At 70.5% G+C, this 17,582-nt stretch carries 16 protein-coding genes and 1 pseudogene; 10 read left to right on the forward strand and 7 right to left on the reverse strand.

Annotated features, from left to right (window positions below; genetic code table 11):
• Positions 1 to 7: 7 nt before the first annotated feature.
• From ACZ6Q9_RS03045 to ACZ6Q9_RS03070, 6 genes are all read left to right on the forward strand, one after another.
• Positions 8 to 832 carry an IclR family transcriptional regulator gene (locus tag ACZ6Q9_RS03045; RefSeq protein WP_393449020.1) on the forward strand — a complete coding sequence of 275 codons (825 nt, stop codon included), beginning with the start codon at positions 8 to 10 and terminating at the stop codon, positions 830 to 832.
• Positions 829 to 1,452 carry an orotate phosphoribosyltransferase gene (locus ACZ6Q9_RS03050; protein ID WP_393265644.1) on the forward strand — a complete coding sequence of 208 codons (624 nt, stop codon included), beginning with the start codon at positions 829 to 831 and terminating at the stop codon, positions 1,450 to 1,452. The genes ACZ6Q9_RS03045 and ACZ6Q9_RS03050 overlap by 4 nt, the downstream gene beginning before the upstream one ends.
• Before the next feature lie 79 nt (positions 1,453 to 1,531).
• Positions 1,532 to 2,041, forward strand: a complete 510-nt coding sequence (locus ACZ6Q9_RS03055) for a hypothetical protein (protein WP_393449017.1) — start codon at positions 1,532 to 1,534, stop codon at positions 2,039 to 2,041.
• Positions 2,038 to 3,336, forward strand: a complete 1,299-nt coding sequence (locus ACZ6Q9_RS03060) for a Zn-dependent hydrolase (RefSeq protein ID WP_393449014.1) — start codon at positions 2,038 to 2,040, stop codon at positions 3,334 to 3,336. The genes ACZ6Q9_RS03055 and ACZ6Q9_RS03060 overlap by 4 nt, the downstream gene beginning before the upstream one ends.
• Positions 3,330 to 4,181: an iron-sulfur cluster-binding protein gene (locus ACZ6Q9_RS03065; protein WP_396826619.1), complete on the forward strand. Its 852-nt coding sequence runs from the start codon at positions 3,330 to 3,332 to the stop codon at positions 4,179 to 4,181. The genes ACZ6Q9_RS03060 and ACZ6Q9_RS03065 overlap by 7 nt, the downstream gene beginning before the upstream one ends.
• 40 nt (positions 4,182 to 4,221) lie before the next feature.
• Positions 4,222 to 5,529 (forward strand): dihydroorotase, encoded by a 1,308-nt coding sequence (locus ACZ6Q9_RS03070; protein WP_396827103.1) that lies wholly within the window; start codon positions 4,222 to 4,224, stop codon positions 5,527 to 5,529.
• Positions 5,530 to 5,704: 175 nt separating this feature from the next.
• Here ACZ6Q9_RS03070 and ACZ6Q9_RS03075 read toward each other — a convergent pair whose 3' ends face one another.
• Positions 5,705 to 6,379: a DUF6891 domain-containing protein gene (locus ACZ6Q9_RS03075; protein ID WP_393265636.1), complete on the reverse strand. Its 675-nt coding sequence runs from the start codon at positions 6,377 to 6,379 to the stop codon at positions 5,705 to 5,707.
• 101 nt (positions 6,380 to 6,480) lie between these two features.
• Positions 6,481 to 6,591: pseudogene (locus tag ACZ6Q9_RS03080) on the reverse strand (serine hydrolase); the annotation flags it as partial.
• Positions 6,592 to 6,727: 136 nt separating this feature from the next.
• Here ACZ6Q9_RS03080 and ACZ6Q9_RS03085 point away from each other — a divergent pair.
• Positions 6,728 to 8,272, forward strand: a complete 1,545-nt coding sequence (locus ACZ6Q9_RS03085) for a hypothetical protein (RefSeq protein ID WP_396826617.1) — start codon at positions 6,728 to 6,730, stop codon at positions 8,270 to 8,272.
• Positions 8,273 to 8,485: 213 nt separating this feature from the next.
• Here ACZ6Q9_RS03085 and ACZ6Q9_RS03090 read toward each other — a convergent pair whose 3' ends face one another.
• A complete protein-coding gene (locus ACZ6Q9_RS03090; RefSeq protein ID WP_393449008.1) occupies positions 8,486 to 9,781 on the reverse strand; it encodes an MFS transporter in 1,296 nt (431 codons plus the stop codon).
• Between the two features lie 516 nt (positions 9,782 to 10,297).
• Between ACZ6Q9_RS03090 and ACZ6Q9_RS03095 the strand changes: the two genes are divergently transcribed.
• From ACZ6Q9_RS03095 to ACZ6Q9_RS03105, 3 genes are read left to right on the forward strand one after another with little or no spacing between them, the layout of a single operon-like run.
• Positions 10,298 to 10,672, forward strand: coding sequence for an ArsR/SmtB family transcription factor (locus ACZ6Q9_RS03095; protein ID WP_393449005.1), 375 nt, complete (start codon positions 10,298 to 10,300; stop codon positions 10,670 to 10,672).
• Entirely contained in the window at positions 10,669 to 11,175 is a 507-nt protein-coding gene (locus ACZ6Q9_RS03100) for an SRPBCC domain-containing protein (RefSeq protein ID WP_396826615.1), read from the forward strand. Before ACZ6Q9_RS03095 ends, ACZ6Q9_RS03100 begins: the two co-directional genes overlap by 4 nt.
• The gene (locus ACZ6Q9_RS03105; protein WP_393265625.1) at positions 11,163 to 11,726 is read left to right on the forward strand and encodes a dihydrofolate reductase family protein; all 564 of its coding nucleotides are present in this window, start codon (positions 11,163 to 11,165) and stop codon (positions 11,724 to 11,726) included. The genes ACZ6Q9_RS03100 and ACZ6Q9_RS03105 overlap by 13 nt, the downstream gene beginning before the upstream one ends.
• Positions 11,727 to 12,173: 447 nt before the next feature.
• Here ACZ6Q9_RS03105 and ACZ6Q9_RS03110 read toward each other — a convergent pair whose 3' ends face one another.
• The 4 genes from ACZ6Q9_RS03110 to ACZ6Q9_RS03125 all read right to left on the reverse strand — a co-directional run bounded on the left by ACZ6Q9_RS03110 (position 12,174) and on the right by ACZ6Q9_RS03125 (position 17,557).
• Entirely contained in the window at positions 12,174 to 12,668 is a 495-nt protein-coding gene (locus tag ACZ6Q9_RS03110; RefSeq protein WP_396826613.1) for a DinB family protein, read from the reverse strand.
• A gap of 286 nt (positions 12,669 to 12,954) precedes the next feature.
• Positions 12,955 to 14,145, reverse strand: a complete 1,191-nt coding sequence (locus ACZ6Q9_RS03115) for a serine hydrolase domain-containing protein (protein WP_396826611.1) — start codon at positions 14,143 to 14,145, stop codon at positions 12,955 to 12,957.
• A gap of 86 nt (positions 14,146 to 14,231) precedes the next feature.
• Positions 14,232 to 16,799, reverse strand: coding sequence for an ABC transporter permease (locus ACZ6Q9_RS03120; RefSeq protein ID WP_396826609.1), 2,568 nt, complete (start codon positions 16,797 to 16,799; stop codon positions 14,232 to 14,234).
• 11 nt (positions 16,800 to 16,810) lie between these two features.
• Positions 16,811 to 17,557 carry an ABC transporter ATP-binding protein gene (locus ACZ6Q9_RS03125; RefSeq protein ID WP_396826607.1) on the reverse strand — a complete coding sequence of 249 codons (747 nt, stop codon included), beginning with the start codon at positions 17,555 to 17,557 and terminating at the stop codon, positions 16,811 to 16,813.
• Positions 17,558 to 17,582: the final 25 nt, after the last annotated feature.

Below are 17,582 nucleotides of genomic sequence, written 5' to 3' on the forward strand. Positions count from 1 at the left end.
AGACAGCGTGCAACCGGTCGTCAGAGCGCTGGAGATACTGCGGACCCTCGCCCGTCACGGCGACGGGATGAGCATGAAGGACCTACACGAGACGCTCGACATCCCGCTCGGCAGCGCGCACCGGCTACTGGCGGTCCTGGCCGAACAGGAGTTCGTCACCCGATCGCCGGTCAACCGCCGTTACTTCCTCGGCCCCGCCGCCCGTCAACTGGCAGAGCAGAACAGCCGCCGTACCTCCACACTGGTCGCCCCGCACCCTGCGGTGCTCGCCGCAGCCGCCGAGTCCGGGGAGACGGTGTTCCTCGCCGAACTGGTCGGCAACCGGGTGGTCTGCATCGCTCTCATCGAGAGCGTGCACCCGCTGCGGCTGTTCGTCCGGATCGGCCAGGAGATGCCGCTGCACGCGGCGGCGTCCGCCCGCGCTCTCCTCGCCGACATGGACACCGACATCGTCCGCGCGCTGCTCGCGGAACGGCCGCTCACCGCGTTCACCCCGGACACCCCGGCCACCCCGGACGCCGTGATCGAACACCTCGCGGTCGTCCGGGCCCGAGGCTACGACGTCTGCGACGACGAACTGGACCGAGGCGTGTGGGCGGTGGCCGCGCCCGTTCGCTCGTCCACCGGCGCGACCTGCGCGAGCATCACGCTCGCCGCGGCCGCCGACCGGATGCGTGATCCAGTCGCCCGGGCCCGGGCGACTCATCTGGTGCTCGCCACGGCGGCCCGGCTCAGCGCCGAACTCGGCTACAGCAACGAGTTCACCCCGTCACCGCCGCTCACCGAAGCCCACCAGACGGACAACACCGCGACCTTTCGAGGGACCCCATGACCAGAGCCGCACCCAGCACCATCGGCACCGGCGACACGACCGCCTTCCAGAACCGTCACCAACGTTGGCTGGAGCTTGCCCGCGATCTGCGCGCCGCGGCGTGCCTGCCCGGCGAGTTCACCCTCGCACCGGCCGGCCCGGTCGACGTGTACATAGATGTCTTCTTGTTCGAAACCCGCCCGACGATCCTGCGGCGGATGGCCGCCCTGATGGCCGACCTGTTGGACGCCACAACGGACCGGCTGGCCGGCCGGGCAGAGGTGGCACCGCTCGTCACCGCCCTGTCCCTGGAGACCGGTCTGCCCTTCGCGGTGGTCCCCACCCCTGCTGCCGGCGACCACCCGACGCAGATCGAGGGAGAACTGCACGCGGGCGAGCGTGTCGTCCTCGTCGAGGACGTGATCATGTCCGGCTCACGCGCCACCACCGCCGTCCACGCGCTTCGGGACCACGGCGCGGTGGTGCCCGCCGTACTGGCGGCCGTCGACCGCAGCGGCGGCCAGGGCGAGGCCGCGGCCCGCTGCCCCGTCCGGGCCCTGTTCACCCCGGCGGACCTGCACATCCCCGATCAGCCACGAGTCCGGGACCGCCAGGGCGCAGTCGACGTACAACCAGCGTGACCCAGGTTCCACCGCTTCGCCCGAACTCCGACCGCTGTCAGTCCACTGGTTCCTGAAAGGGGGACGGCGCCTCCTCCCCATGGCCAACGCCGAGGGTCACCGCGCCACGAACGCCATGAACACACACCCAACACCGGCAAGCCAGCTCGCCGCCGCTGTCGACGAACTCCACCAGGCGGTCACCGCCGACCGTGCCGGTGCCGCGGCGGCCGTCGAACTCGTCAGCACGGCGATCGCCGACGCGCTGCGGCCGTACGCCCCGACGGTGGTGGTCGTGCGGGACAACCTCGACGACGGCGTGCTGGCCCACGTCGTCTCCCGGGAGCTGGACCTCCCCACCGTACGCATCTACGAAGACTCCGGGCTGCTCTCGCTGAGCCCGCCCCCGGCCCCCGGAGCACGCGTCGCGCTGCTCGCCGCCTCCTGGCACGACATGTCGGCGCTGCCGGCGCTCCGGCTCCTGCTCGCCCACGCCCACGCCGAGGTGGTGGCGGTCGCGGCGGCGCTACCCGTCACCGACGCGGTCCTGGCAGCGGTCGACGGCACCCCGGTCGTCACCGCCGCAGCCATCTCGCGGACACACCGATGAGCCTGGACACCGTCGACGTCGCCCTGCCCCTGGCCGACGCCAGCCGGTTGGCCGACCTGCTGGCGAAGTTCGCCGAGATCAGCGAGAGCACCGACGGCGTGACGCGACTCGCGTACACCCCGTTGGAACGCACGGCGCACCGGATGTTCACCGACCAGCTCTCCGCGCTGGGCCTGCGAACCTGGACCGACGCGGCGGGCAACAGCTACGCCGAACGGCCCGGCGATGCCGGACCCGCCCCCGCCGTCGGCACCGGCTCCCACCTGGACAGCGTGCCGCGGGCCGGACGGTTCGACGGCATCGCCGGGGTGGTGGCCGCCATGGAGGTCGCCCGGCTTCTCGTCGAGGCGGACGTACGGCACAGCCACCCGATCAGGTTCGTGGCGTTCGCCGGTGAGGAGGGCGCGCGGTTCGGCCAGGCGTGCACCGGTAGCCGGATCGCGGCGGGCCTGCTGAACTCGCCCGATCTGGCCGACCGGCGGGACGTCCACGGAGTGAGTCTCGCCGAGGCCATGCAGGCTGTCGGTCTCGACCCGAGCCGCGTCGAGGAAGCGCGCTGGCGCGCGGACGACTGGGCAGCGTTCGTGGAGCTGCACATCGAGCAGGGTGGCGTGCTCGAGGCCCAGGGCGTGCCGATCGGCATCGTCGACCTCATCTCCGGCAGCACCCGGTTCCGCCTCGACCTGCACGGCCGCGCCTCGCACACCGGCGGGACGCCGATGCACCAGCGGGCCGACGCCATGACGGCCGCGGCGGAGATCACCCTCCTCGCCGAGAGCATCGCAACCGACCCCAGGCACCACGGCACCCGGGCCACGGTCGGCCGGCTGGAACTCGAACCGGGCTCGATCACCACGATCCCCGGCGAGGCTCGGCTCTACGTGGACATCCGCGACGTGGACAGCGACCGGCAGCGGTCGACAGCGACCGAGCTGATCCACGGCGCCCGCGCCATCTGCGAGCGACGCGGGGTGAGCCTGGACATCGAGTTGCTCGGCGACGCCTCCCCGGTGGTGCTGCCGATCTGGCTGCGCCGCCGGATCGCCGAGACCTGCACCGCCACGGGGACGGCGTACCGGGTCCTGCCCAGCGGCGCCAGCCACGACAGCCAGATGATCAACAAGGTGGTGCCCGCAGGAATGATCTTCGTGCCGAGCCGGGCCGGGCTGAGTCACGTCCCCGAGGAGTGGACAAGCAGCGCGGATCTCGCCGCCGGAACCGACCTGCTCGCCCGCAGCCTGCTCGCCCTCGATCACGAACTGACCAGAACATCCCCGGCGGAGGAGGCATGCTGAACACGACCAGCGGACGGCTCGTCCCGCTCGACCTGCCGCCGGCACACCGGCCCCCACCCACCTGGCACCACGCGCCAGTCCTGCGCCACGAACCGGTCGGCGACCGGTACCGGTTCCTCCGCCTGCACGCCCCGACCATCGCCACCCGCGCCCAACCCGGCCAGTTCGTGATGCTCACGGCGGCGCGCGCCGACGAAACCGCCCCCGTCCTGCCCCGGCCGATGGCGATCTACGACACCGCACCCGAACACGGCACGTTCGACGTGGTGTACGGCGTCGTCGGCGGCGGCACGCGCCGGCTCGCCACCTTCACCGTCGGCGAGACCATGCTCGCGACCGGTCCGCTCGGGCAGGGGTTTCACCTCTCCCCCGCGACCAGCCGGGTACTGCTGCTCGGCCGGGGCATCGGCACCTGTTCGCTCACCACGGTCGCCGCGGTCAACGCCCGCCGTGGCGGTACGACCGTCGCCGTCATCAGTGCCCGCCATCCCGGTGTGCTGATCGGCGCCGACGTCCTGCGCCGGGGCGGTGTCGAGCACCTGCACCAGGTCACCGACGCGGACGGGACCAGCGAGCCGGACTTCCTGTCCACGCTGCTCACCTCGACGCTGGACGCCGATTCTCCGCAGCTCGTCCTCACCTGCGGCTCGCAACGGCTGACCGATCTCGCCGCCGACCTCGGGAAACGGTGGAATGCGGAGGTGCAGGTGTCCGTCGAGGCGCACATGGCGTGCGGCCTCGGATACTGCCACGGTTGCTCCTCCGGGCAGCGGAGCACGGGGACTGAGGCTCCCCTGGTGTGCCTGGACGGGCCGGTGTTCAGGTGGGGATCCGCGGATGACTGAGCCCGGCTGGAACCCGCGGCCGCTGTCCCGGCAACCGCTGCTGCCACCCACCGTGCTGCGAGGCGTACGACCCTACGGCGAGGAACCGGTGGACCTGCTGATCGACAACGGCCGGATCGCCGCGCTCGATTCCGCCGGGCAGGGACCCGCCGTCCACAGCATCGACTGCCACGGCCTGATCGCTCTGCCAGCGTTCACCGACCTGCACACCCACCTGCGTCAACCCGGCGCGGAGGACGCGGAGACGATCGCCACCGGCACGCTCGCGGCGGCCAAGGGCGGCTACGCGACGGTGTTCGCCATGGCGAACACCCAGCCGGTGGCGGACGATCCGCGACGCGTGGAGTACGTCGCCGAGGTGGCCGAACGCACCGCACACTGCCAGGTACGGCCCGTGGGCGCGGTCACCGTCGGCCTCGACGGCACCACGCTGGCACCGATCGAGGCGATGGCCGCCTCGGCCGCCCGCACCCGGATGTTCTCCGACGACGGCCGGTGTGTGGAGGACCCCGCGTTGATGCGGCAGGCGCTGCGCCGGGCGGCCGACGTCGGCGGGTTCGTCGCCCAGCACGCCCAGTCCTCGCCGCTGAGCCCGAACGCCCAGGCCAACGACGGCGCGGTCGCCCACGAGTTGGGCCTGCCCGGATGGCCCGCCGTCGCCGAAGAGTCGATTATCGCCCGGGACTGCGTGCTGGCGGGCGCGGACGACACCCCGCTGCACATCTGCCATGTCTCGACGCGAGGCAGCGTGGAGATAATCCGCTGGGCCAAGTCGCGGGGCTGGCCAGTCACCGCGGAGGTCACCCCGCACCATCTCCTCCTCACCGACGAACTGGTACGCACCGGTGACACCCGCTACAAGGTCAACCCGCCGCTGCGGAGCGCCCAGGACGTGACGGCCCTGCGGGAAGCGCTCGCCGAGGGAGTCATCGACGTGGTCGCCACCGATCACGCGCCACACCCTGCCGCCACCAAGAACCGTCCCTGGTGCGAGGCGCCACCCGGCATGCTGGGACTGGAGACCGCGCTGCCGGTCGTCGCGGAGACCATGGTGCGCACGGGCCTCATGTCATGGCGTCGCCTGGCCGAGGCGATGGCCATCCGACCCGCGGCGATCGGCCGAACAGCTGTCGGCGGCGGGAATCCGCTCCAGGTGGGCATGCCCGCCACGCTGTGCCTGGTCTCCACCGACGCCGACTGGACGGTCGACGCGGCCCGGCTGGCCAGCCTGGCCCGGAACACACCGTTCTCCGGTCATCGGTTCTCGACTCGGGTTGCCGCCACGATCATCGGCGGCAGGCTCGCCTGGTCAGCCATCCCCGGTGCGGGCGGCCCGACCCGCGCCTGACCGGTAAAGATCGGATGGTGGTGGTCAGGGTATGCCAGCAGGGTGGCGATGACCGCCGCCACGGCCGCGAGGGTTCGTTGCGTGGCCGTGGCGAGCGCCTGCCGGCGCGCCCACCATCGGCGATCACCACCGCCGGTTCGACCAGCACCCAGCCAAGAACGCGAGCGGGTGGGTCTCAGATCAATGGCGCATACCACTGGGCGCCGGTCACCCGTATCCGCCTCGACTGCTTGCGGTTCCACTCCACCCGCATGCCGTACTTGCGAAGCACCGGAAAGGCGATCTCGTCCAGTAGCCGTTCCAGGTCGGCCTGGTAGCGGGCCTGCTGTTCGGCCTCCGACAGGGCCGAATAGGCGACCTCGTCGAAGTCCGCCGGCGGATAGGCGCCGTAGCCGAGGTAGACCTCGCCGTCCTCGCTCGCGAGCAGCGACTCCGTGTCCTGCTGGTGGTACCAGAGGTACCCGTGCCAGTGCCGGGAACCATCACGCTCGTCGTGGATCTCAGCGGCCGCGCAGGTGCCACAGCAGCTGAAGTTCTCCCTGGCCAACACGCCGAGCTCGTTGAGATCGGCAAAGGCGCGGGTGAGGTTGCTCCGCACCTCGCCCCACCCACGCTGCTGCTCCCGCCGAGCGGCCAGAGCCTTTTCGTACGCCGCCCTGAGTTCCTCGTCGGTGGCGCCGTGGCGCTGCTCGTCCTCGTCAAAGAAATCCACGAACTCGTCGGCGTCATCCTGGCCACGCACGACCCAGTCCCAGATCTCGGCCTCGATCTCCCCACGGCCCGGCTCCGCAATCCGCTCGGCCAGGAACCTGACGCCCTCAGGGCGATCGTTGTACACCCATCCAGTCACGGCGGCGATCTTTACACGGGCCTATGACAGGTCTGAGCCAAACCGGCACGCGGCAAGCACCACCGGCCGGACGATCGCCTGAGTCCAACCGGATCAGGACGGCCGCTGTGATGCCACCAGCGCCGGCCGTTGAGCTCACCAACGAAGACGCCGTAGCCGTAGCCGCTTCCATTCGGGCCCTTGCCGGTCCGCGCCCGTTCGGTCAACATCAACGGCTGCGCCAGCAGGATGCTGTCACGGACGCTGTGCGCACCGGCGGGGCCGCCCGGCCTGTCGGACAGCGCCGGCAGGGACTTCCATCGATGTCGTGCATCGTGGGTCCGATGACGACGGCCGTAGGATCTGGGAGTGGACGATTTGCATGACGCAGATCATCGAACTCCGGCATTCGCGACCGACTGGGCGCGGCTGTTCGTCAGCTACCGCCAATACGAGGTGTCCGCCGTGCCGGGCGCGTCCGGCGTGGAGATCTACACCCTCGGCGACGACCTGCTGCACGTCGGCGGGCCGAACCGGTTCACCGGCTTCTGCGGCATACACACCGGCTGGATCGAGGCACGCGTGCGTGTCTTGCCCGGGCCTCCCACGGAGACCGACATCGGCTGGGACGCGATCAGCGAGGCGACCCTCTGGAGTCCCAGCGGCCGGCTGTCGGTCATCGGCCTGATGGGCGGCACCGCGGAGGCCCTTACCGACGTCGCCGTCCCGCGCGGGCTGATCCGGGTGCGGGTGCACGCGCGCGACCGCCTGCACGAGACCGTACGCACCGACGGCGACCCACCCGAGCGGCACGAACTGCACATCTGGGCGGTGTCCGAGGAGACGCCATGGCGCACCGTGCTGGCCGACCCGGGAGGCCGCGACTGGGAGCAGAAACCGGCGAAGGCCGCCGAGCGGGCGATGCTGTCACTGCTACCGCGCCCGTCCGACCGTCCGGCCATCCTGCCACCGCTCCCACCTGACCCGTACGAGGACGACACCGGCCTGTCCCGGGTGGCGGTGGTCCGCTACCGGCCCGCGCCGGTCGAGGTCTCGGTGGGAGTGCTGCCCGCCGGCGACCTGGAGGTCCGGCTGGAGCGGGTCGACGGCGAGACTCTCACATGGTCGTGGGCCACCGCCGACGAGCCGATCTTCCCTCGTCCGCTGGCCACGCTGCCGGACGACGAGCCGAGTACCGTACGGCTGACGTCCGGCCCCGACGGCTTCACCCTCCGGCACGAGGGAGTGCTGGGCCGGCACGCCTGCGCCCTCGGCCTGATCTGGGACCATCTGCTCGACACCGCCGGGTCGTATCCGTGGATGGAGACGTTGCGTGGGCAGGCCGCCGAGGCGACCGCGCTGGCCGAGAAGACCCGCCGCCTGCAGGCCGAGCGCGACGCCGAGAAGTGGGAAGGTGCTCCGCCGTCGGACCGGGTCCGCGGGCTCCTCAGCCAGGCGCGGTCCCTGGCCCGGATCGACCGCCCGATGCTCGACCGCATCGACGCGCTGCCCGCCGCCCGCCAGCGGGAGGCAGCCTGCTGGGCGGCCCGCCGCGCGATGCGTGCGGCCGGGCTGGAGCAGATCGGATGGATCGCCGACGCGCTCGCCGACGCCGAGGCCGGCCGCCCACTGCCCCGAACCTTCACAGAGCAGAGCGGCACCGCCGCGTTCAGACGGCTCTTGTCCGATCCCGAGGTGCCGCACACCACCGTCCCGCTCCGCCTAGACCCGAGAGCGTGCGGCACACGCGGCGTCACCGAGATGCTCCAGCAGGCCGCGGCGTTCCCCGCCCTGATCGCTCTGGCGGATGACGATCCGCTGGTCGCCGCGATCAACGCCGTATACAACGCGGCAATCGCCCACGGCGACGACCGCGACCGCTTCCTCGCCGAAGCCCACATCGCCCTGCACTGAGCCTCCGATCCGGCAAGCGACGTCAACTCCGTCAGCCATGCTGCACGACCGCGCACCAACATCGACACGACCGGGCGCGGGGCTTGATCCGGCTGTCGTGACGCTGCGGAGCACGCGGTCGGCGGCAGGAGAGTGAGCCGCAGTGTATGGCGTCGGCGAATCCTGCCCTTCGAACTGAGGGTGCGGCTGGCATCGAGGAAGTCCACCGCCGGGTCAGGCGCGGGCGGCTGGTTCGGTGGGCTTCGTGGTAGGGCTGTCGCTCGGCCCACCGTCGGCGGGCTCGGTCTGTGCTGCGTCGGCAGCGCGGGCGGGGGCTACCGCCTGCAGCCGGCGAACGTCCCGGCTGGCCAGCATGCCGAGGACCGAGAGGACCACCGATGCCGCCAGGATCAGCAGCGTGTCGCGGGTGCCGATCGCCGCTGCGACCGGTCCGACCGCGATCTGGCCGAGTGGGACGGCGACCCAGGACCCCAACATGTCGTAGGAGTAGACCCGGGCCAGTCGGTCGGCCGGGATGTGCTGCGCAATCGACGTGTCCCAGGCCACCGCGAACTGTTCGACGGCGATCCCGACCGCCACGCCGGCCGACACCAGCACGACGACGGTGGGCGCCAGGGCCAGCCCCAACAGCAGAAACGACTCGGCGAACATGCAGGCCACCCCGAGCAGCAACAGCCGACGCACCCGGATCCGCAGGGCGATCAACCCGCCCACGACCATTCCGGCGGTTTCCGCCGCCAGCACCACGCCCCAGGCGCTACGGCCGATCGTCTCGTCCGCGACGGCCGGGCCGAGCACGTTCACGCCGCCAGCGAGAGCCGCGTTGAGGATCATGAAGCCCAGCACGACCACCCAGACCCAGGTCCGCGCGGTGAATTCCGTCCAGCCCTCCCGGAGGTCAGCGACGATGCTCCTGCGGGTGCTCTTCGCCGGCGAGGCAGCGACCCGGACTCCGGTAAACGCGAGAGCCGCGACAGCGAAGGTGAGCGCGTCGATGGCGAGGCCCCACCCCGGCCCGACGGCGGCCACCAGGAGGCCACCGAGCGCCGCGCCGCCGATCATGCCCGCGTTGATGCCGAGGCGGATGAGCGCGTTGGCCGCCTGAATCAGCTCCGGCGGCACGGTCTGCGGCGTCGCGGCGGCCGACGCTGGCTGGGACAGCGCGCTGACGATGCCGTTGGCCGCACCGAGCGCCAGCAACAGCGGGATCGTCGCCGTGCCGGTGAGCACCAGGGCGGCCACTGCCGCCTGGGTCAGCGCACCAAGCACATTGGATCCGACCAGCACCAGCCGGCGCGGAATCCGGTCGGCCACCACCCCACCGAAGAGCACGAACAGCACGGTCATCAGCGATCTCGCGCCGACCACCAGGCCCAGGTCGCGCACCGAGCCGGTCAGATCGAGCACGGCGAAGGCCAGCGCGATGGGAGCGACACCGTTGCCCAGCATGTTGACCAGCCGGCCAGCAGCGAGGTATCGGAACGCGCCATACCGCAGCGGAGCCAGCATCGGTCCCCCATCCGGAAGAGGTCAACATCAACGTGGAGCAGTTCGAGGACGCCAAGCCGTTCGGCCCCACGACGCCCTCGGATGAGGTGTCCGAGCCCGCAGGGTCGAACGCGGCGGTGGCTCACGCGCGAATGGCGCAAGGACACCGTAATGATCGGCTTTCAGTGCGCCTCGATCGAACCATTCTCTCAAGAGCAGAAGGCGGCGTGGCAGACGACCACGGTCGGGCTGCGGAGCGGACTTCGGCGCACTCGTCTAGGCACGACCGAGACGTGAACGCCCGCACATCGGCACGACAGGGTGCCTATCCCGAATGGACCGGCTACAGGCGGTTGCGGTTGCGCCGCCGGGCGGCGCGCACGATCGGCGGCAGCTGCGGACACCGTCTTGCCGCAGGTTGTTCGCCCACACGTCAGCGCTGGTGGCGGGACCGAGCCGGACCGGCGACCCATCCGTTGACAACATCACTCGCGTCCCAATACGTTTAACACGGTGGTTAAGTGAAGGGAGCCTCCGATGGCTGGCACCGATCAGCTCAGCGCGGTGTTCTCGGCGCTCGCCGACCCGACTCGACGGGCGATCATCGCCGAGCTGGCCGAACGCGACGCCACGGTCACAGAGCTCACCGCTCCTCTGTCCATCTCGATGCCGGCGGTGTCACGGCACCTGAAGGTGCTCGAGCGCGCCGCACTCATCTCGCGGTCGCGGTCGGGCAAGTGGCGCGCGAGCCGCCTCGAGGCTGCCCCGCTGCGCGAGGCGGCCGACTGGATCGAGCGCTACCGGCGGCTCTGGGACTCGTCCCTCACCCGCCTCGATGCCCACCTCGTCGCGGTGCAGGCCGCCGGACGGGCAACGGACCGGATGGTCGACGACCCCAGGGAGCTCGAATGAAAACGGAAACTCCGCAGCTCGTCATCTCGCGTGTGTTCGACGCGCCGCGGGAGCTCGTCTACCGAGCCTTCACCGATCCCGACCACTTGGCGGCGTGGTGGGGCCCGATCGGCAACTCACTGCCGCGCGATGAGATTGAGTTCGACGTGCGCCCCGGCGGCTTTCAACGGTGGACGGAGGTCAATGCAGCCGAACCCGAGCTTCGCGTGCACATCCACGTCGACCTCACCGACGTCGCCGACGGCGAACTACTCGAAGGCGTCATGCACGTCAGTGGCCGGCTGCAGGAGGACATCGAGCCGTTCGAGACGAGACTGCGGGTCGACTTCTACGACGAGGCTGACGGACGGACACGACTGGAGATCCGCCAGTGGCTCCCCGAACATCTGGCGCACCCCAGCGAGGAGGGTTGGCGCCAAGCGTTCACCAAGCTGGACGCCACGCTGACGAATGTCCAGGCTGTTGCAGCTGATCATCGAGAGGTAGAGGCATGGGAAAGCTGATTTACGTGACGAACGTGTCGCTTGACGGCTACATCGAGGACGAACGCGGCGCGTTCGCCTGGCTCCCAGTCGACGACGAGGTATTCGCGTTCACCACCGACCTCCTGCGGTCTGTGGGCACGTTTCTCTACGGGCGGCGCCTGTACGAGTCGATGGCCGTCTGGGAGACCGACGCCACTCTGGCCGCGCGGTCCGACCTCATGGCCGACTTCGCGAACGCCTGGCAGGCGGCGAGCAAAGTCGTCTACTCCACGACCCTCGCCGCGGTGTCAACTGCCGACACTCGACTCGAACGCCGTTTCGACCCCGCCGCGGTACACGAACTGAAGGCCACGGCCAGCAGCGATCTCACCGTCGGAGGCGCCGACCTCGCGACGCAGGCTTTCAAGGCCGGGCTGGTCGACGAGTGCCAGCTGTTCATCCTGCCCATCGTCGTCGGCGGGGGCAAGCCAGGACTGCCGACCAGCATGCGCGCCGACCTTGAGCTCCTCGATGAGCGCCGATTCCGAAACGGCGTCGTGCACCTCCGCTACCGCCCTCTCGGGCAGTGAACGACAGCCCTGTCCGATCGCCGGCGGCGCTTGCATGACAGGCGGAGCGCTGACGACTGATTCGGCCGGATGAGGTCGCCCATCACGAACTCGGGTTGCGTCAAGTCGCAGTGTGCGGAGACGTCAACCGCCGCGTCGGGACGACGGTGGCGACAGCGAACCTCAGCCCGGGGAACGCCCCGAGAACTACCCGCCTTCGTCTATCCGTCGGCATGCCGGCCGCACGCTCGTCGACCGCTCCCGACGCAACCGCTCATCGGCACGTCCGGACGTCCTCGCAGCCGGGCAGGCCGAGGTCAAGGCTACCGGGAGCAAGCTGCAGGTTAAGGCACCGCTCGGGCCTTGGCGGCCCTCCCAGCGCGGGCCTTCACCCCCGCCCTGAAGGGCGGAGCACTGGCCCGCATTCCGGTAGCACCGGACGGCGTACGACCCCGAGTCGCCGACCTCTCACCGTCCAGTGGCACCGTCGACAAGCTCCCGCAGGATGTCGGCGTGACCGGCATGCCGGACGGTCTCACTCGTCATGTGGGCAAGCACCCAGCGAAGCGTACGAGGCGCGTCACCGACCGGCTGCGCGGTGAGAACGTCGAGGCCAGCGGCTGCGCTGATGCGGGCATCGCTTTCGGCGATCGCAGCCCGGTAGCCGGCGATGATCTGGTCCTGGGATCGGTCCGGCTCGACCACCATGTCGAAGTCGACGTCGGCGTGGCGCGGGTCGCCGGCGAACGTGTAGCCGAACCAGTACCGTTCGGCGTCCGTCAGATGTTGGACCAGGCCCAGCAGTGTGGTGTCGGAGACGACGAGGCGCCGCCGCAACTGCTCCTCAGTCAAGCCCGCGACTTTCTTCAGCACGCATGCTCGAGCGAAGGACAAGAACGCGAGGGCGGTGTCGAGCTCGCCACCGTCGTTGCGCGGCACGGCTTCGCGTTGGGATTCGATCATGGGGCGACTCTACGCCCTTGTCCTGGCGGAAGGCAGGCGCGGAGGTCGTCCGAGCGGTTCCGGCCAGAACGCCCGCTCATCGGCACGTCCGGATGCATACACCCGTGAGCCGGTTACCTTGAGGCCCAGCCAACAGCAGGTCAAGCGTGACCAGCACGGCCTGGGGCACCCGACCTCTGGCGGGTTGGGCAACTCGCGTTCTGTCGGGCTCCGCCTCTGGACCGGCCCTGACCGGCGTGACCATCGCCGGTCAGGGCTCTCGTTCACGACACGCCGCGCGGTTCGGTTACACCCGGCCGCACAGGGCGCTCTGGATCAGCGTGTCGGCACCGCGTTGCTGCTGGAGGAGGCTGTCCAGCGAATCGCCGAGCGAGGCGGACATGGACACCACGGCGCTGCGCCGGCCGTCGTCGGTGACGCCGGTGACCGTGATGTAGCCGCCGTCGCCGCCGTCGTGGCCCCAGTAGACGCCGCCGCAGGGCAGCGGGCGGCTGACCAGGCCGAGCCCGTAGAGACCGCCCGGCCAGATCGCGTTGACGTCCTCGTTGATCTCGACCGTCCGCTTCATCTCGGCCAGTTGTGCGGGGCGCAGCAGCCGGCCGCCCAGCAGCGCACGGAAGAACCGGTCGAGGTCCCGGGCGCTGGAGGCCATGGAGTCCGGGTCCACCAGAACCTGCTCGGTGACGTCCACCAGCTCACCGGTCTCGAACAGTTGGTATGCCTGGGCGTGCGGCTGGGGTAGGAACGGCGAGGTCCCGGGCCAGGTGGTGTGGTGCAGCCCGAGCGGACCGACGATCCGGTCGGTGACCTCCTGTTGCAGAGAACGGCCGGTGACCCGCTCGACGATCATCCCGACCAGGACGAAGCCGGTGTTGGAGTAGGCCCAGCCCGCTTCGGGTTCGAAGTCCGGCCGGTGGTTCATCGCCCGCGCCACGAGTTGCTCGCGGGTGTACACGTCGTATCGCTGCTGGAGGTACTCCTCGGGCGTGGTGTAGCCGGGCAGGTCGTCGTGGATGCCGCTGGTGTTCTGCAGGAGGTGACGCACGGTGATCCGGCGGCCGTCGTTGTCGTTGCCGCGGACCACGCCGGGTAGCCACCGCTCGACGGTGTCGTCGAGGGACAGTCGGTGTTCCTCGACCAGTTGCAGGACGACGGTGGCTTCGAACGCCTTGCGGGTACTCGCGATCCGGAAGCGTCCGTTGGGTGGCACCGGGCGCCCGGTGACCCGGTCGGCGACGCCGCTGGTGGCGACGAGGTGCCGGCCGTCGGAGGTGGTCACCCGGGCTTGAACGCCGGTCACCCCGAGGGCGTGGATCGCGTCGGTGTCCCGTTGCAACCGGCCGCCGGCGTGGCCCGAACCGGTCACCGATCCTTCGGCCGGTTCGAGCCCGGTGACCGTGAACGTGAGGGCGACAAGTCCCGCCGCCGCACCCAGCGCGACCCGCCGCCTCGATGGTTTCCTGCTGTTCAATCTCATGCCGTCGACGTTAGGAGCCGCGCCGACGCGGACCGATACCTCGTACCACCGGATATGTGGTACAGCTGGCTGTAGTGCCGCCGGCGTCACTCGCGTACGCCAATCGCGTCGACCGGCTGCGACCGCATGACGATCCGAGTCGAGCTCATGATGGCGGCCCAGCCGAGCAGCGCGGCGACCGCGACGATTCCCAGGTAGATGAGCGGTGGAATGGACGGAATCAGCGTCCTGGTCAGTCCGATGCTCGTGCCGATCAATGACGGGATCGCGGCCAGGGTACCGATGAGCACGGCCGCGACGACGATGATCCTCGTCTCGCTGCGCATCATCGCGAACACCTGGCGACGGGTGGCGCCGACCAGTTGGAGCAGGGCGAATTCGCGGAAGCGTGCGGCGGTCGCCATCACCAGGGTGTTCACCACGGCGATCGCGAGGTAGCCGAGCAGGACCGCGTTGAGGATGAGGCCGACCGCCGACTCGCCGGCGGCCGCAGCGCTCTGCGCGGCGACGAACGACTCGCGGTTGTTGACCTGGACGGTCGGGAGGTGTCGGACGGCGGATCGCAACGCATCGCCGAGTGCCCCGACGCCGGTTCCCGTGGCCGCCGTGACCAGCACCGCGAAGTCCAGGCGGTCGGTGGTGTGTTCGAGGACGAGGTCGTGCGGCAGCGTGACGTCGCCGAGGCCGAGTCCTCTCTCGTAGAGCGCGACCACGGTGGGTCTGATCGGCGTGCCGTCACCGAGACGGAGGTCGACGGTGTCGCCGAGAGCAGCGCCGAGGGTGCCCGCCGCGATCCGGCTCAACGCCACCGTGTTGCCCTGCACATCCGCGACATCGCCCTCGAGAACGGCGAGATCCATGGTCTCGGCGAGCTGGTCACCGGTGACCCCCTGGGCCGAGTAGGTCCTGATCTGAGGGCTGTCCCTCGAGCCGAAGGTCGCCAGCGTCCGCGTACGGACGACCGGGGTCACCGCCGAGACGCCGGGCACGTCCCGGAGCACGTCCGCTACCTCGGGCGACACGCCGGCGGACGTGGACGTGACGACGTAGTCCGCGCGCAGTCCGTCTGCGGCCTGATCCCGCGCGGCCGAACTCGCGGTCGTCCCGCTGAAGAGCTGCGCGGTGGCCAGGGTGATACCCATGATCAGAGGAGTGGTCGCCGCGGCGAGCCGCCGCGAGTTGGCGTGCGCGTTCGCGGTCGCGAGGAACCCGCTGGCGCCCGACCTGCGGTTCAGCCCGGGGCCCAGCACGGTGACGGCACCGCCGAGCAACCGCGGCCCCAGCAGCACGACGGCGAAGACGAGCAGGAACGCCGAGAAGGCCGCGCTTTCAGCGGCCCCTTCACCGGGTAGCACCCACGGCAGCACGACCGCCATGGCGATACCGGCGGGGACCAGCAGCAAACCGACGGTCAACCGGAGCCAGCCGAGTTTGGGTGGCTCCACCGCGGCCTCGCCGAGCGCGTCCACCGGCCTGAGCTTGGCCGCGCGCCGGGCGGCTATCCAGCCGCCCAAACGGGCGCCGATCAGGCACAGCACCATCGCCGCGAGTACCGGCAGCGGGCTGATCGACAGTTCGAAGTCGTCCGGAACCGCGCCGACCAGGGTGAAGGTTTCGCGGAAGAGGAAGCTCAGCCCGACGCCCGGAATCACCCCGAGCACTGCTCCGAGCGTGCCCACCACCATGGTCTCGGCGGCGATCATGCCGAGCACCTGCTTCGGGGTCGCGCCGATCGCCCTCAGCAGCGCCAGTTCCCGCAGCCGCTGCCGAACGGAGAGCGCGAGTGTGCTCGCCACGACGATCATGATCACCAGAACCATGCTGCCGCCGAACGCCAGGGAGAGCCCGCTGATGAACGAACGCGTGCTGCCGATGTCGAGGAACTCGGCCTCGCTCCGGTCACTGCCGGTGTAGACGACCACACCGGTGACTGCCGCCTCGATGGCGCTTGCCAGCTCGTCGGCACTGACACCGGGTGCGGCCAGCACGCCGATCGCGTCCACCCGGTCCGGTTGGCCGGTCAGTTCCCGGGCCCGGTCATCGGTGAAGAACAGTGCGGACTGCCGGGCGAGGGTGCCTCCTGGCAGACTCACGATGCCTGTCACCCGGTAGGTCGACGTGTTTGAGCCGACCGCGAGTCGAACCGACGCGCCGACGGTGACGCTGGCCCGCTCGGCCAGCGCGGAGTCCAGCACCACGTCGTCCGGCCCGGTCGGGGCCTGGCCGGCGCTCGTGGTGAACGGGCCGAGCGCGGCCGACTGCCAGCCATGCCCGAGCGCGGGGGTGCTGTCCGGCCCGGCGAGCACGTCGGCGTCCGCCGTCACGAGGCTGACCGGGACGTTGACGTCGGCGATCGCCGCGCGGACGCCGGGGACTCGCGCGATGTCGCCGACCCGGCCGGCCGGCAGGGTGGCCCGCTCGCCGAACCGGGGATCCACGTCGTCGGCCATCGGCAGTGTCTGCGGGGCGCCCACCACCAGGTCGGCAGCTTGGTAGCGCTCGGTGGGCACGCCCGAGCGTTCGCTGCTCTCCAGCAGGATCCCGCAGGCCGTGATCACCGCCGAGCCGAACAGCACCGCGACGAATGCCGCGACGAACCCGCCCTTGCGTCCCTTGACCGTGCTCCAGGCCAGCGCCAGCATGCGCTTCGACATCACGCGGCGGTTCACGGCTCCCCCAGGTGGGTCATCCGCTCGGCGATCTGCTCGGCGGACGGTCGGGTCATCTCGCCGGCCAATCGGCCGTCGGCGAGGAACACCACGGTGTCGGCCTGCGCGGCCGCGACCGGATCGTGCGTGACCATCAGCACGGTCTGTCCCAGGTCGTCGACGATCTTCCTGAGCAGTGCCAGGACCTGGCGGCCGCTGCGGCTGTCCAGCGCGCCGGTCGGCTCGTCGGCGCACACCAGGTCGGGCCGGTTGATGAGCGCCCGGGCGATCGCCACCCGCTGCTGCTGGCCACCGGAGAGCTGGCTCGGTCGGCGGTCGTGATGCTCGGCGAGCCCGACCGCGGCGAGGACACTCGCCAGTTGCTCGGGATCGACCGGTCTCTCGGCCAACCGGACAGGCAACGTGACGTTGTCCGCCACGGTCAGCGCACCGAGCAGGTTGTACGCCTGGAAGACGAACCCGATCCGGTCCCGCCGGAGCTCGGTCAACTCGGTCTCCGACAGGCTGGACAGCTCCGTGTCACCCAGCACGGCCCGGCCCGATGTCGGCCGGTCCAGACCGGCCGCACAGTTCAGGAAGGTGCTCTTGCCGGACCCGGACGGGCCCATGACGGCGGTGAACGTACCGCGCGGGAACCCGGCTGTCACCCGGTCGAGAGCGCGTACCGTGGTCTTCCCCGACCCGTACTCCTTCGACACCGAATCCAGTTGCACTGCGTACGACTGTGTCGCAAATGTCGGCATTGCACCCCGGTGCAGCGAGTCGGTC

This window comes from Micromonospora sp. NPDC049139, from assembly GCF_055586845.1.

What these genes read in the sequence shown, in the direction of transcription:
- ACZ6Q9_RS03050 (WP_393265644.1), top strand. Translation starts at nt 829, where the DNA reads ATGACCAGAGCCGCACCCAGCACCATCGGCACCGGCGACACGACCGCC.
- ACZ6Q9_RS03055 (WP_393449017.1), top strand. Translation starts at nt 1,532, where the DNA reads ATGGCCAACGCCGAGGGTCACCGCGCCACGAACGCCATGAACACACAC.
- ACZ6Q9_RS03060 (WP_393449014.1), top strand. Translation starts at nt 2,038, where the DNA reads ATGAGCCTGGACACCGTCGACGTCGCCCTGCCCCTGGCCGACGCCAGC.
- ACZ6Q9_RS03065 (WP_396826619.1), top strand. Translation starts at nt 3,330, where the DNA reads ATGCTGAACACGACCAGCGGACGGCTCGTCCCGCTCGACCTGCCGCCG.
- ACZ6Q9_RS03090 (WP_393449008.1), bottom strand. Translation starts at nt 9,781, where the DNA reads ATGCTGGCTCCGCTGCGGTATGGCGCGTTCCGATACCTCGCTGCTGGC.
- ACZ6Q9_RS03095 (WP_393449005.1), top strand. Translation starts at nt 10,298, where the DNA reads ATGGCTGGCACCGATCAGCTCAGCGCGGTGTTCTCGGCGCTCGCCGAC.
- ACZ6Q9_RS03100 (WP_396826615.1), top strand. Translation starts at nt 10,669, where the DNA reads ATGAAAACGGAAACTCCGCAGCTCGTCATCTCGCGTGTGTTCGACGCG.
- ACZ6Q9_RS03105 (WP_393265625.1), top strand. Translation starts at nt 11,163, where the DNA reads ATGGGAAAGCTGATTTACGTGACGAACGTGTCGCTTGACGGCTACATC.
- ACZ6Q9_RS03110 (WP_396826613.1), bottom strand. Translation starts at nt 12,668, where the DNA reads ATGATCGAATCCCAACGCGAAGCCGTGCCGCGCAACGACGGTGGCGAG.
- ACZ6Q9_RS03115 (WP_396826611.1), bottom strand. Translation starts at nt 14,145, where the DNA reads ATGAGATTGAACAGCAGGAAACCATCGAGGCGGCGGGTCGCGCTGGGT.
- ACZ6Q9_RS03120 (WP_396826609.1), bottom strand. Translation starts at nt 16,799, where the DNA reads ATGTCGAAGCGCATGCTGGCGCTGGCCTGGAGCACGGTCAAGGGACGC.
- ACZ6Q9_RS03125 (WP_396826607.1), bottom strand. Translation starts at nt 17,557, where the DNA reads ATGCCGACATTTGCGACACAGTCGTACGCAGTGCAACTGGATTCGGTG.